17 protein-coding genes are annotated in these 14,274 nt (G+C 33.8%); 8 read left to right on the top strand and 9 right to left on the bottom strand.

Annotated elements, in window-relative coordinates:
- Position 1 precedes the first annotated feature (1 nt).
- Positions 2-412: a hypothetical protein gene (locus tag J7E44_RS12630; RefSeq protein WP_214830245.1), complete on the top strand. Its 411-nt coding sequence runs from the start codon at positions 2-4 to the stop codon at positions 410-412.
- Positions 413-498: 86 nt separating this feature from the next.
- Here the strand turns inward: J7E44_RS12630 and J7E44_RS12625 are convergent, their stop codons facing one another.
- Complete coding sequence (locus J7E44_RS12625) at positions 499-933, bottom strand: META domain-containing protein (RefSeq protein WP_214830243.1); 435 nt, start codon at positions 931-933, stop codon at positions 499-501.
- A gap of 85 nt (positions 934-1,018) precedes the next feature.
- Between J7E44_RS12625 and J7E44_RS12620 the strand changes: the two genes are divergently transcribed.
- Positions 1,019-3,223: a S46 family peptidase gene (locus J7E44_RS12620; protein WP_214830242.1), complete on the top strand. Its 2,205-nt coding sequence runs from the start codon at positions 1,019-1,021 to the stop codon at positions 3,221-3,223.
- Positions 3,224-3,329: 106 nt separating this feature from the next.
- On the opposite strand, the gene J7E44_RS12615 is transcribed toward J7E44_RS12620, so the two are convergent.
- Positions 3,330-4,130, bottom strand: coding sequence for a T9SS-dependent choice-of-anchor J family protein (locus J7E44_RS12615; protein WP_214830237.1), 801 nt, complete (start codon positions 4,128-4,130; stop codon positions 3,330-3,332).
- Between the two features lie 180 nt (positions 4,131-4,310).
- Here J7E44_RS12615 and J7E44_RS12610 point away from each other — a divergent pair, with 180 nt between their 5' ends.
- On the top strand, positions 4,311-4,781 hold the full coding sequence (locus tag J7E44_RS12610; protein ID WP_214830230.1) for a YdeI/OmpD-associated family protein: 471 nt from the start codon (positions 4,311-4,313) through the stop codon (positions 4,779-4,781).
- A 66-nt stretch (positions 4,782-4,847) separates the two neighbouring features.
- Here the strand turns inward: J7E44_RS12610 and J7E44_RS12605 are convergent, their stop codons facing one another.
- A complete protein-coding gene (locus tag J7E44_RS12605) occupies positions 4,848-5,189 on the bottom strand; it encodes a nuclear transport factor 2 family protein (RefSeq protein ID WP_214830228.1) in 342 nt (113 codons plus the stop codon).
- A 339-nt stretch (positions 5,190-5,528) separates the two neighbouring features.
- Between J7E44_RS12605 and J7E44_RS12600 the strand changes: the two genes are divergently transcribed.
- Genes J7E44_RS12600 through J7E44_RS12590 form a run of 3 tightly spaced genes read left to right on the top strand, consistent with a single transcriptional unit; the run spans position 5,529 to position 6,499 of the window.
- On the top strand, positions 5,529-5,777 hold the full coding sequence (locus J7E44_RS12600) for a hypothetical protein (protein ID WP_214830226.1): 249 nt from the start codon (positions 5,529-5,531) through the stop codon (positions 5,775-5,777).
- Positions 5,778-5,796: 19 nt separating this feature from the next.
- Positions 5,797-6,249, top strand: coding sequence for a hypothetical protein (locus J7E44_RS12595; protein ID WP_214830224.1), 453 nt, complete (start codon positions 5,797-5,799; stop codon positions 6,247-6,249).
- Complete coding sequence (locus J7E44_RS12590; protein ID WP_214830222.1) at positions 6,242-6,499, top strand: hypothetical protein; 258 nt, start codon at positions 6,242-6,244, stop codon at positions 6,497-6,499. The genes J7E44_RS12595 and J7E44_RS12590 overlap by 8 nt, the downstream gene beginning before the upstream one ends.
- Before the next feature lie 2 nt (positions 6,500-6,501).
- Here the strand turns inward: J7E44_RS12590 and J7E44_RS12585 are convergent, their stop codons facing one another.
- Positions 6,502-6,987, bottom strand: coding sequence for a hypothetical protein (locus J7E44_RS12585; protein ID WP_214830220.1), 486 nt, complete (start codon positions 6,985-6,987; stop codon positions 6,502-6,504).
- A gap of 76 nt (positions 6,988-7,063) precedes the next feature.
- Between J7E44_RS12585 and J7E44_RS12580 the strand changes: the two genes are divergently transcribed.
- Complete coding sequence (locus J7E44_RS12580) at positions 7,064-7,537, top strand: DUF6876 family protein (RefSeq protein ID WP_214830218.1); 474 nt, start codon at positions 7,064-7,066, stop codon at positions 7,535-7,537.
- A gap of 93 nt (positions 7,538-7,630) precedes the next feature.
- Here the strand turns inward: J7E44_RS12580 and J7E44_RS12575 are convergent, their stop codons facing one another.
- The 5 genes from J7E44_RS12575 to J7E44_RS12555 form a co-directional block, all read right to left on the bottom strand.
- On the bottom strand, positions 7,631-9,166 hold the full coding sequence (locus J7E44_RS12575; protein WP_214830216.1) for a YifB family Mg chelatase-like AAA ATPase: 1,536 nt from the start codon (positions 9,164-9,166) through the stop codon (positions 7,631-7,633).
- Between the two features lie 197 nt (positions 9,167-9,363).
- The gene (locus tag J7E44_RS12570) at positions 9,364-10,338 is read right to left on the bottom strand and encodes a T9SS type A sorting domain-containing protein (RefSeq protein ID WP_214830214.1); all 975 of its coding nucleotides are present in this window, start codon (positions 10,336-10,338) and stop codon (positions 9,364-9,366) included.
- Positions 10,339-10,387: 49 nt separating this feature from the next.
- Positions 10,388-11,788: an outer membrane beta-barrel protein gene (locus J7E44_RS12565; RefSeq protein ID WP_214830212.1), complete on the bottom strand. Its 1,401-nt coding sequence runs from the start codon at positions 11,786-11,788 to the stop codon at positions 10,388-10,390.
- Positions 11,781-12,347: an RNA polymerase sigma factor gene (locus tag J7E44_RS12560; protein WP_214830204.1), complete on the bottom strand. Its 567-nt coding sequence runs from the start codon at positions 12,345-12,347 to the stop codon at positions 11,781-11,783. The genes J7E44_RS12565 and J7E44_RS12560 overlap by 8 nt, the downstream gene beginning before the upstream one ends.
- Before the next feature lie 108 nt (positions 12,348-12,455).
- Positions 12,456-13,034 (bottom strand): DUF4840 domain-containing protein, encoded by a 579-nt coding sequence (locus J7E44_RS12555; protein WP_214830202.1) that lies wholly within the window; start codon positions 13,032-13,034, stop codon positions 12,456-12,458.
- A gap of 272 nt (positions 13,035-13,306) precedes the next feature.
- Between J7E44_RS12555 and J7E44_RS12550 the strand changes: the two genes are divergently transcribed.
- A complete protein-coding gene (locus J7E44_RS12550; RefSeq protein WP_214830199.1) occupies positions 13,307-14,236 on the top strand; it encodes an NADP-dependent oxidoreductase in 930 nt (309 codons plus the stop codon).
- Positions 14,237-14,274 lie beyond the last annotated feature (38 nt).

Raw genomic sequence — 14,274 nt, 5'->3', positions numbered from 1 at the left:
TATGAAATCTATATATATTACCGCATTTCTACTATTAAGTGTTAGTACTTATGCTCAGGAAACGAAAACCTCGGAAACGCAGGATCAGACACTGGTATTAAAAAATGCAAAAGAACATGAAGCCCAGCTTTTGAAAGAAACTCAGCAAAGTGCAAGCAAAAAACCTGTACAAAGTGGTCTAGCATCAGATCAGGGTCTTGAGGTTAAAAAACAAGATTCAAAAGCGAAGACTCCGGCAGGCAATTCAGGTAAACAACTGTCCAATACAGCCACATTTGATGAGGTTCTGGCAACAATACCCAACAGACAGTCACGCAAGGCAAATAATTCTAGGAACACAAATATACCCGTTATGGGATTACCCAACACTGCAACTTTGCAGGAAATAAAAAAAACTATTCCTAAAAACTAATAACAAAAGAAAGTTTTTTCAACAAAAAGAAAGTCCGCATAGTAGCGGACTTTTTTATATTTTATCTTAAACAAATTAATGGGTATTTAATCCCAATCAGAAGCTACAAATTTCATCACCTCCCCTTTATCATCCGATAAGGTGAGAAAATGTCCTTCAACAGAATAATGGGTGATCTTTTCAATACTTCTTGAAAAAGCTTCTTCTAACTTCATATCCTGGCAAGCCATCATGGTGCTTCCAAGCCCTGAAAACTTAATTTTACCCTTGCTTTTAATCTCTGCTGTAAAAAACATCTTATTACATCCCATAAAAGCTCCTCCCTTTATCTTTCCATCTTCTATTTTAGAGGTTAAATTAATACCTGCCTTATTTTTAACCATCATTTCTTTACTGAAATTCCCAAAGGACACCATCATCCATTCTCTTTGAAGTGATGGATTTTTTTCCGGCACTGAAGAACAATTTAAAGTTATTCCCAAAAACAAAATGCCTAAAAGCAATACTAATATTTTTTTCATAAAAACAATCCTTCCATTTTCATACCATTCACGGGCAGAATATCGTAAAAATTAGTAAATTAGCGACACAAAATTATTTTATAAAATGAAAAGACTATTTCTACTATTCACTTTTTTATTGGGCTTTGTCCAGATGAGAGCGGATGAGGGTATGTGGCTGTTAATGCTCATCAAAAGATTAAATGGTGTTGATATGCAAAAAGAAGGTTTGCATTTAACTCCTGAAGAAATTTATTCTGTAAACAATTCAAGTTTAAAGGATGCCATCGTAAGCTTTGGTGGATTTTGTACTGGAGAGATTGTTTCTGATAAAGGACTTATTTTTACGAACCACCATTGTGGTTACGGTGCTGTGGCAGCAGCTTCTACTCCAGAAAAAGATTATTTAAAAAATGGTTTCTGGGCAATGAAGCAAAAAGACGAATTTAACGCAAAAGACCTATACGTTAGATTTTTAGTTAGAATGGATGATGTTTCTCAAAGAATCAACTCCAAACTAAATAACAATATGACCGGTGAAGAGAGAAAAGCTGTGATCGATGCTGAAACTAAAGCAATCCAGTCTGAAAACTCCGAAAACGGAAAATATACTGTGGTAGTAAGAGATTTCTTTAACGGAAATGAATTCTACTATTTCGTTTATCAAGATTACAAAGACATCAGATTGGTTGGTGCTCCACCTTCATCATTAGGTAAATTTGGTGGTGATACAGATAACTGGGAATGGCCTAGACATACAGCGGATTTTACCGTTTTCAGAGTATATGCTGATGCTGCAGGAAATCCGGCAGAATATTCTCCAAGCAATACTCCACTAAAACCTAAACATTTTTTACCGGTTTCTCTTAAAGGAATTAAGCCTGGAGATTTCTCTATGATCTTAGGATATCCGGGAAGAACAAACCGTTATTTAACGTCTTACGGTATCCAACAGATGGTAAACAAAGATTATCCAGCTTGGGTGGAAGCATCAAAACTGGCAATGGATGTAATGAAGAAGTATATGGATAAAGATAAAGCTACGCAGCTTAACTATGCTTCTCAGTATGCTTCAGTAGCTAACTACTGGAAAAACAGACAAGGAACCATTGATGCTGTTATTAAGAACGGAACAATTTCTGACAAACAAAAAATTGAAGACAACTTCGGCAAATGGGCTCTACAAGCTGGAAACACTGAATATGATGGAGTATTAGATGATATTTCTATTTACTACAAGCAAGTTTCTAACAGAAATGTTGAAAGAAATTATGCTTCTCAACTTTCCAGAAATGCAAAATATATCAGTCTTGCTTATCAGGTAGGTTCTGTTCTTAAATCTTATGCAGAACAAGACATGCAAGGAAGATTAGCAATGAAAGCAAAAGTGGAAGCTTCTGTAAAAGCTGCTTATGAAAACTTCAATACTAAATTGGAAGGAGAAATGCTAAACTCAATGGTTGGTCTTTACCAGTCAAGAGTAGATAAGGATGTTGCTTCTGCTACTATTATGGGATTAGACTCTAAGAATCTTTCAAATGTAGCCTATTCATCTATTTTTGCTAATAAAGCTTCAGTAACAAACTTTATCTTAAACCCAGACCGTTTGAAACTTGATGCAGATCCACTTTTAAAAATTGCTAACGGTGTTGCTACTGATCAGAGATTATCTTCTGAAAAGTTCTCTAAAATAGATGATAACTTTGCTAGAAACAACCGTTTATTCTTAGCGGGTTTAATGAAAGCAATGCCTGAGAAAAAATTCTATCCGGATGCTAACTCTACAATGAGATTAACGTATGGAACAGTAGATAAATTACCGATCAGAACAGATAGAAATTATTTTGGTGTAACGGACAACTATTACACTGATATGACTGGTCTTGTTGGTAAATACAAAAAAGGAGATGAAGAATTCGATCTTCCACAAAGGGTGATTGATCTTTACAATATGAAAGATTTCGGTCAATATGCAGATGCAGCAGGTTATATGCCTGTAAACTTCCTTTCTAACAATGATATTACAGGTGGGAATTCTGGTTCTCCGGTAATTGACGGTGAAGGTAATCTTATTGGTATCGCGTTTGACGGAAACAGTGAAGCGCTAAGCGGTGATATTGTTTTTGAACAGGAATGGCAAAAAACAATCAACGTTGATGTACGTTTCGTGCTTTGGACTATTGATAAATATGCTGGCGCAAGAAGGCTAATTGACGAATTAAAATTAGTAAGAAGTGAAAACACTCCTGCTGACACTAAAACTCGTCCTGCTAAAGCAGAGCATGAAAAAACGACTAAAAAGAAAAGGTAATCTTTTCTTAAGATATATTTTAAAACCCCGTGAAAAAGTTTCACGGGGTTTTATTTTAGTTTTAATTATAATGAATAATATAAAGGTTACTTTGCTGCGCGTTATATTATTTTTTTATAAACTTCTGAGAACCGGCAGTTCCATCTGAACTCTTAACTTTAACAATATAATTTCCAGATGGTAAATCCTGTACAGAAACACGAACTTCTGTATTATCTGCTTTTAGGTTTTTAATGTTCTTTCCACTAAAATCGATTATTGAGATTTCCGAAATTTTTGATGCCGACGTAATATTTACGAAATCGGATGTAGGATTCGGAAATACTCTGAATAAATCTTTTTTATGATTCACTTCAGATGTGGATAATGCTGAGGCGTTCACCGTTACATTATCTACAGTAATAGAATATCCATACATCGCCACTCCCTCTAGAGCAATCTGATAAGTTGCAGATGGTGAAGGTAATGGTAATACTCCGGATGTAGTCCATGAACTTACACTGGAATTGTACGTACTTATCAAGATCCAAGCAGCTGAAGAAGATGTTCTGTAATATACTTTAAGCTCATTCTGATCTCCACCCCAATCTCTATTTCTATAATAAAATTCCAAGGTAGGGCTAGCTGCCGACGACAAATCCAATACAGGACTCACATACTTTGTTGTATCGCCATCAAATGAAGTAATATCAAATTGTGCCATATAAGAACCTTGGTAAGCTCCAGTGGTATATCCGGCATATGCAGTTTGCACATTCGTCCATTCTTTCGTTCCGGACTCATAAATTTTAGTCCATAAAGAAGAAGTTGACGAATCAGTTTCAAATGTTTCCAACCAAGGAAAACTAGTAACTTGAGCATTATATAATGCTGAAATTAACGTTAGAGAAAGTAAAATTTTTTTCATTCCATTTTTTTTAATATCAAAACAATTTACGAATTTTCAATTGATTAAATAAAAATATTTACATTTAATTAAACTAAAAACAATAAAATACACAAAACATTCTTACACTATTAAAATACTCTCATATTAAATCTTGAAAAATATTCGAAATTTCTTATTTTTGACTATAAATCGATTTACATGAGCTCTATTAAATTTTCAGCTATTATCAGACAAAATGGCGAAATAAATGCTGCGTTTGTCGAATTCCCTTTTTCCACTGAGAAAATATTTGGAAAAAAAGGACAGGTTAAAATCAAGGCTACTTTCGATGGCAATGTTGAATATCGTGGAAGTCTTTCTAAAATGAAATCTGATTGTCATGTTTTAGGACTAACCCAGGAGATCAGAAAACAACTGAATAAAACTTTTGGCGATGAGGTTTTCGTATCTCTCATTGAGGATAAGGAAGAAAGAACTGTTGAAATTGCAAATGATATTGTTGTTGTTTTTAATGAAAACCCCAAAGCAAAAGACTTATTTGATAAAATGAGTTACACTCATAGAAAGGAATATATAAGATGGATTGAAGAAGCCAAAAAACAGGAAACACGGGAAAATAGAAAAACAAAAATGATTCAGATGATTATGGATGGGAAAAAAGGGGTTTAACTAACCTTATCACACTATTACAATCTGTAAAGAATATCATTTCAAAATTTCAATTGGTATCCGCAACTAACTCTCAATAACAAAAGCTTCCAATTCAATCATTTTACCGTTGTGAAATCTCCAAACATCACAATAAGAGTAATCGATGATCTTTCCCCCTTTGTTTTTCATACTTATTTTACCAACTGCTGTTACAAAATCACCCTCACCTATTAGTTTTTCAACTCTAAACTTAGGGGGCTCTATATATATTGTTGCCATATATTGCCTGACCTCCTCCTTTCCTTGTAAGATCTGCTCACCAACAAAAGTCCATTTCGTATCATCAGCACAGAATGCCAAAAACCCTTCATAATCTCCTTTTGTAATGGCCAAATTTGCTTTTTCTAAGATCTCTTTGTTACTCATATCCTTTATAATTTTATTTTTTTTGAAAAAATGCACCTATAGCTAGGTAAGTCTCCAAATAAGATCAAAAGCTTCTTTTAAGAACTTTTTTTCCAAAGTAAGGCTTAATTAGTAAAATAAAAACAAAGTTATGTGCTTTGAAATGAAAATTTTACTAAAAAATAGTAGCATATAAAAATATATTCACTACTTTTGAATTCATCGCGTAGTGATATAAGGTTTTTAGATAATTTGTTAATTTTAATTACTATTAAAAGATGAAAAACATTACCTTATTTTTTTTAACATAAATTTAAGTTTTATCTCTTATCTTTATGTTGTAAAAAAATATATATTGTTATGAATCTAAAATTAATTTTGTCAGGAATTATTTTGATATCTCTTTTGGTAGCTTGCGCGGATAGAAATGATGATGAAATGACCACACAACAATCCAAGAGTATCAAATCAGATATGAAAAGATTAAAGACGGTAAAAGTTATTACCGACTCAGTGAGAGCATCAGAAATTCCAACTAATCCACCAGCAATAAATGAACCAGCAGCAAACGAAACAATCGACCCAACGAAACCGGATAGGCCTAGGTAAGCTCACTATCCAGATTGTTATGTCAGCTTTTGTGCTGATATCGGCAATTTTACCATTTCTGAACAACATCGTTGGTTATTTTACTGACGTGAATGTTCAGTTAGCAAATAATGCTGGTGAAAGGCGTTTGGATCTTGATTCGGCTATTTACTTTTTATCAATCCCATCGTGCATTATACTTCTTGCGCTAGGAGGATTATTTAAAGCTCATCGATATACATTCTATGCTGTTTTCGTTTCTGGATATTTTCACCTAGCAACGTATATTAAATTCATATTTTTTAATAAGAATATTATATCGGGATATGCAGACATTGCAATTGTTGTAATTATTGCCTTAATCGTTTATCTGATATATCGATTAGATAATTACTATCGAGAAATAAGTGTAATTGATAAATTTAATAATAGTACATTAGAAAGATTTTCTTCCATACTATTTAAACGAAATGACATCACTAAAAATGAGTAATCACAGAGAAAGTTTAAAGATTCTTGTTGCTCTTAGTGATAAACTTTGGGAAGATTATATTCATGAAATCTTATCTGAGGAGCAATACTTAAAGAAAATGAGTTTAGTAAAAAAAGAGATCAATAATGGATTTATTGGTACAATGCAGGATTTGGAAATTTTCACCGATGAACTCGGGTATCTCATTTTAAATGCTCCTACAAAAACATTGATTTCTAATAAAGAAAAGATCATTGTAAATAAGAATTAAACTTACTTTGAATCTGCTTTATCTTGAATCTGGGATAGAATTTTTTCTAAATACTTACCTTGTTTTATAATAGCAGCATCTAATTTCTTCTCCATTTTCGATATTTGATTTTGTATGAAGAGTAAACTTTTATCTTGAGTATTGTACTGGGCATAGATATTTGCCAGTAAATCTCCAATTCCTTCATTAAAATTTTCACTATATAAAAGATCGCCAGATGATTGGGGATCTTTTTTTTGTTCCTCTTCCTCCACAGCATTTAAATCTAAAACACCTTCCCCTTTTATCAACCAATGTAAGTGGTTATTCAATTCCGGATATACAGAAAGTACTTTAACAACCTTATCAATTCCCAAGTCGCTCTTTAGTCCTGCTCCTTTGAAATTAGAAGCAGACATTCCAGTTTCTCTATAAAAAGACTCCTTTTTAATACTTTTTTCTTCCAGATAAAATAGTATCCTCTCCTTTATGGTTGTTATTTTGTCCATTTATATTTAAATTAGTCTAAATTTTGACTATATTTGTACAAAGGTAATAAAACAAAATTAACATAAATATTTAAATATGAAAAATTTCACAGAACCTACAAGTGCCTATTACAATAATTTCAAGACTCCAGAAACTTTTCGTAAATATAAATCTCCTTCAGCTTTAAAAACAAAGATCATGACTAACAGAAACAGTAGCCGTAGAAATTTTGCCAACGATTTATACGATGTTTATTCAGTTCCGCAAGACCTACATGATTACAAAGATGGATATAAATTTACAGAAGGAATTTATGATTTAACAAATTATGAAGATTGTTTGTGGTTATTGGATCTGATATTGGATCAGCAAATAGATTTAAATCCCGAGTTTCAAATATGGTATTTTACAAGAACTCATCAGAATTCCTTTACCCTAGTATGTAAAAACAAAGAAGGCAATAAAATAGCTGAAACAGAAAATGTACAGGCAAATTTTTATTTTGATGATGTTACAATTATAAAAAAGGATCAATTATTCTGTTTACCTATTGAAGAAAAAAACTATTAAAAATATGAATAAACTCTTCCCTTAAGCTCTTCTTGTAGTTTCAATCTTGGGTTTTATTTCTTTTAGGTTTTAAGATTTTTTCGTCAATCTATATCAGGCATTCCAAAATTCTCTGTCCAGGCTTCTATATTGTATCGCTTCGGAGATATGCTGTGACAAAATATTTTCAGATTCCTCAAGATCTGCAATTGTTCTGGCTACTTTTAAAATTCTGTCATAGGCTCTTGCAGAAAGATTTAATTTATCCATTGCTAATTTTATTAAGGAAAATGAAACCCCATCTAATGCACAAAATTGTTCGATTTGCCGAGGACCAATCTGGGCATTACAACTGATTTCTAAACCCTCATATCTTTCTTGCTGTATTTCACGGGCTTTTAAAACCCTTTTTCTGATATCTTCACTTCTTTCACCACTCCTTTTTTTTGTTAGCTGGTCGAATTCAACCTTTTGAATTTCAATGTGGATATCAATACGATCTAAAAGAGGGCCTGATAATTTGTTCATGTATCGTTGCATCTCCATAATGCTCGAGGTATTATTAGGATCATCTGGAAAATATCCGCTCGGACTTGGATTCATTGAAGCAATCAGCATAAAACTTGCTGGATAATTGACGGTAAATCTAGCCCTTGAAATCGTTACTTCCCTATCTTCCAGGGGTTGTCGCATGACCTCGAGAACTGTCCGTTTGAACTCAGGCATTTCATCAAGAAATAGAACACCATTGTGAGCCAGAGAAATTTCGCCAGGCTGAGGGTAACTTCCACCACCCACTAAAGCAACATCTGATATGGTATGATGGGGTGATCTGAAGGGGCGAATGGTCATTAGAGAAGTCTCTGTTCCAATTTTCCCAGCAACAGAATGAATCTTTGTTGTTTCTAAAGCCTCCTTTAAAGTTAGTGGTGGTAAAATACTTGGAACTCTTTTTGCTAACATTGTTTTTCCACTTCCTGGTGGACCAATTAAAATAATATTATGTCCTCCTGCTGCTGCAACTTCCATAGCTCTTTTTGCAGTCTCCTGCCCCTTTACTTCTGAAAAATCAAATGGAAATTGATTAACCTTTTCCTGGAATTCTTTTTTTATATCTAAAACAACCTTTTCAATAGGTATTCCTTCGTTAAAGAAATCAATTACTTCTTTAATATTATCAGCTCCGTACACATCGAGACCTTCTACTACTGCTGCTTCCCGGGTATTTTGTTTGGGTAGAATAATTCCTTTAAAGCCTTCCTCACGAGCTTGAATAGCAATGGGTAAAACCCCTTTTATAGGATGTAAACTTCCATCCAATGAAAGCTCTCCCATGATAATGTAATCTTGAATATTTTCAGCAAGAATTTGATCTGAAGCAACTAAAATCCCTATAGCTATACTTAAATCATAGGCAGAACCTTCCTTTCGAAGATCTGCAGGAGCCATATTAATTGTGATTTTCTTTCCCGGAATTTTTAATCCTACATTTTTTAAGGCTGCAGAGATTCTGTAACTGCTTTCTTTAATAGCATTATCGGGAAGCCCCACCAAATGATAGCCAACGCCTCCTGTATCGACATTTACCTCAATAGTAATAGTCTGAGCTGCAACTCCATGAATTGCGCTTCCATAAATTTTGATCAACATTTGTGTGTGTTTTAAAGTAAATATAATTTAATTTTTCCTGAATAAATAACTATCAGTCAATATTGTAATAATATTGATCTCAAATACACTGATCATGTCAGCCGTATTCTTTAAAAAAAATGTCGGTGCAGAAAAAATTCTACACCGACTCCACAATTACTGAAAAAACTAACTGAGTTATAAGGGGGCACCCAGTTTTACTTTTTAATGAATTTATTTTTATACGTTTGATCTTTTGAATCCTTAGAAACAATAATATACGTTCCAACAGCCAATCCGCTTACATCAATAGGTTGATTATAGGTATGATTCTTTTTTTGTAGAACAAGCCTTCCTGAAGCATCAATAATGGAAACCTCCGTATATACTTTATCGGAATCTTTTCCAATAAATATAAACTGTGCCGCTGGATTAGGATATATTGTTAAATCATTCGTTTTCTTTGGTCCTGTTTCATCAGTTCCCAGATTACAAAAACTCCAGTTTCCAAAATTCAATTTCACAAAAGAACCTAAACCCAGGAATTCACATTGATCCGGACAGTACGCCGTACATGCATAATAACCATATTCACCTGATCCCGTTGCAATATAAGTATCTCCTGTTACTCCTGTTATGATACAAGGGTCTCCTGGAACCGGTGGTATATTACTTGGCGCACATTTGTACCAGGTATGGGCTCCGTATAGTACTGGGAATGCATCGTCAAATTGCACTGATGCACCATTACAAACATTGTATTCTCCACCTCCTAAATCTTCATAAGTTCCCGGAGTCAGAGTGGTCATCATAGCTGGAAGAGCATATGCATATCCATCTGCCATAACTTCCGCACTTTGTGCTGTACAATCATTAAGGGTAACTTCCACCTTAAAATTATAAAGCATATCATTAGCTCCATTGATTGTCAGGTTTTGGGAATTAGCCCCAGAAATAGGAACCCAAGGATTTGTATTTGGGGACTGCCATGTCCACATCTGTTTGTACCATTGGTAACTACCATAATTTTGTGTTGAAAGTATTTCAGACTCTGTGTTACAAAACACAATTTTATTTGGGAATTGAGCTCCTAATCTAGGACTGGTAATGGTAGGTGTAAATGAACACTGTGCATTTATTCTTAAAATACTTAAAAATAAGAACAGTGATAAAAAAATTAGTTTTGTTTTCATATATAAATTTTTATGGTTGGTTAGTATTTTTAATAACAGTATTAAGAAATTAATCCAGTAATATCCTGATACCAAATTTGATATTTAAGTTTAAAGGTTTCTCCTTATAAATGGTGTTCAGGGAACTATTATCTTTGAAATGATAGCCAACACCAGGCTCTGCATAGACTCCAATTTTATCGACAAGTTTCAATTGTACCCCCAAAGCAGTATTTAATGAAACCTGTACTGGCTGGCTGGGTAAATCTTCTTTTGTCTCTTCATTGACAACATTATCTACCACATATTTCGTTGTAAAGTTTCCAGCAACAGATTTTTCAACAAGAGCACCACTGGTAATGTATCCTGTAAATCTTCCTTTCTGTATTACATTATAATTTACCTGTACCGGAATCCCAATATAATGAACCGTCTGTTCACTTTTCACGAAATTAGACTGACTGCCGGAGTGAAGCTCAGATGATAATTTGGTATAATTTAGTCCTGTCCCTATACCCCATCTTTTTCCTAAGTTATAATATAAAGAAATTCCTAAATTCAATGGTACCTTATGTCTCAATGTTGCCTCTACATTTTTGTTTTGGTTAGCTAATAAAACACCAACAAATGGATCATTATCATATGCTGAGGCACTCCACATCTCACTGATGCTCAAAGGCTGACCACTCATTGTTGCATATCCGGGGAACTGCTGAGATTCAGAAGAAGCTTTTCCCGTTAACATACTTAGCATCCATGATCTATTCGCCCTTTGCTTTTTCAGTTTTGCTGTGCTCGCCATGGATTGGTTTTGCATTTCCAGATCTGTTTCAGAAATAAGTTCGTTGATCTCATCTCTGCGATTAATGTAGCCATTATCTTCAATATGAGGAATTTGTTTCTGTATTATAGTGCCTGATTGTCCTAACAAATAAGGTAACAGACTTGTATCTGTTGTTTCCTTATTATAACCCATATCCGGATTTCTTCCCAAATTCTGATATAGACTGTTTTGAAAAATATTTCCTGTTAAAGAGGCCAATTCATGTGATCCAATTTTATTTGAAACATCATGATCAATATTGACATTTCCATTTCTATTCACAGGAATCGTTCCATTATTGGATAAATGATCCTGCTTTATTTTATTTCTCTGTTCAGGAGAATAGGTCATTTTTGGTGCTACTTCCTTTTCATTATCTACCTTAAGCAGCTGTTTTCCTATGATAAAAAATAATGCAATTGCAGCTGCAATTCCGGCAACTCTGTATACTAAAGGTTTAATCTTTTTGGCTGGAACTTGATTTTCCTCTTCATCTGAACGACTTCCCTCAGTAGGAAAGCCTACAACAGTATTTTTCTCCTCTTCAAAGGATAATTCATCCTTTATATCATTCCATAATTCATCCGGAACATCACTTGTATGATCTTCCATCTTCCTGCGCAGCTCGTTTAACCATTGATTATTCATATTGCGCCTTTGTTAACATTTTATACTCCTTAATTTTCTGAACAAGCATGCCTTTAGCTCTATGAAATTGCGAAGCCGAAGAATTTTCTGCTATTCCCAGTAATTCCGCAATTTGTTTATGACTTTTATTTTCAAACACATACAGATTAAAAACAGTTCTGTAACCATCCGGAAGAGAGCGAATCATTTCCATAATAACTTCTTGCGGTACTTCCTCCAGATTAGGTTCCGCTTCTTCGGTTATATCAGGAATTTCAAAATCATCCGTTACTATTTTAAAGTCAGAATATTGTCTGATATGCTTTAATGATTCATTAACAACAATCCTGGTTATCCATGCTTTTAGAGAACCATTTCCACGGTACTCGAATGAATTTATCGAGCGAAACATTTTAATAAAACTATTTTGTAATACATCATGGACATCATCTTTACTGATGATATAGCGGGAGCACACATACGAGAGGTTTCCGGAATAAGCTCCGAAAAGCTCCTTCCATGCAGCTTCTTCCTTTAACAGAAGACGGTCTACTAAAATCTGCTCCTTATTTGCCTCCATTGATTATGTTACACTGACACCCTGGTTTAATGATCAATTTAATCTTAATACAAAAATAGGTTGCATCATTGCAAAGCGCAACCTATTTTTAACTAACTCTACTATTATCTAATATTTTAAGCAATATGGAAAATCATACTTAATAACCTCATACGGTGTTAATACAACTCCATCTACTGTTATCTTTTCTGCTACCAAACCAAACTTCATCCCATCATCCTGTCTTACATAGAAGCCTTTTTCTTTGGCTGTAAATGTCACTACTGTATTTTTAATGGTTCCATCCACAGGAATCTGAATAGTCAGTACTTTGGGAGTAAAAGCCAATTCCAACACATTATAATTGGTATTTATGGTTGCAGTATAATTAAGATTATATTTAACTTTCCCTATTGCAGTTAATGCCGCTTCAGCTTTTACAGGATCCTTAACTACCGATTTCACGATTTCTTTTATAGGAAGATCAGTGAACTTAATAGTATCTTTTTTTGCAGTGAAATTAACTGCTGCCTCTGCCTTTATATTTCCCTGACTTGTTATCAGTTTAGCTCTATAGTTTCCTATAACATCCTGTAGTTTCACGGGCGGAATATCTGGTCCATTATCATTATTACACGAAACTAAACTAAGACTTACAAAACCAATCAACAAAGCCATAAAAGCTTTAAGTACTATGAATTTTTTCATTTTTTAAATTTGTTGTATTAAACACTTATTTTTACTTTGAGTACTCATTTATATAAACCCGCCTTTTAGAAAATCTTGCATGAATTTTTCAAAAAGAATTTAAAAAAACATACAAACACTTGATATTCAGAATAAAAAAACATAAAAATAGTTTCTTCATTAAATAATTAATACAGAAACAGAATCGTGTTTATTGAATCCAACATGACTTACACAGATAAGATCAATAAAATCCTTATATTAGATCATCATTAAGCATCATAAAAAAAATTATGAAAGCAATCATTATAAAAGAATTTGGAGGAGCTGACAAACTTGAAATAGTAGATACAGAAAAACCTCAAATAAAAGATGATCAGGTTTTAGTAAAGGTAAAAGCGTTTGGAATAAATCCTGTGGACACCAAAATAAGATCTGGAAGTCATATTACCTCTAAAACATTGCAATTACCCGTAATTCTGGGAAAAGATATAAGTGGGGTTATTGAAAAAGTTGGCAAAAATGTTCTGGAGTTTCAAGTGGGAGATGCCGTTTTTGGACTTGCCAGTCAAACCTATGCTGAATATGTAGCCTTAAGCCCTGACGTTATTGTCAAAAAACCAGAAAGAATCAGTTTTGAAGAAGCTGCAGCAGTATCATTAGCTGGTCTTACTGCTTATCAGGCAATTCATGATCATTTAAAAGTTTCCTCTGGAGACCAAATTTTAATTCAATCCGCCGCAGGAGGCGTTGGACATCTGGCAGTACAGTTTGCTAAAATAGTGGGTGCATTTGTAAGCGGAACTTCTTCAGGTAAAAATATTGACTTCATTAAAGCCCTTGGTGTTGATCTTCCAATTGATTATAAAAATGAGAGGTTTGAAGAAAAAGTATCTGACCTGGATGAAGCATTGGATACAATGGGTGGGGACGTTTTATATAGATCGATCAATTGTGTGAAGCCTGGTGGAAGACTTGTGTGTCTTCCTTCCTATACCAAAGATGATCCGAAAGCTATAGAGCTTGCCCAAAAACGAAATGTTGATCTAATGTGGACCATGCTTAATTTTAAAAAAGAGCAGTTGCAGATTATTGCAAGCCTATTAGATGAAAATAAACTTAAAGTGCATGTAGATAAAATTTTTCCAATTGAAAAAATAGCAGAAGCACATCAGGCGATCGAAACCCATGGTACCAAGGGAAAGATTGTAATTCAAATGTAATTTCTATTATTTTAATACATTTGTTAAAAACATATTTT

Source organism: Chryseobacterium sp. ISL-6 (assembly GCF_018613715.1).
Lineage (GTDB): Bacteria > Bacteroidota > Bacteroidia > Flavobacteriales > Weeksellaceae > Chryseobacterium > Chryseobacterium paludis.
This window is presented reverse-complemented; position numbering and strand designations above follow the sequence as displayed.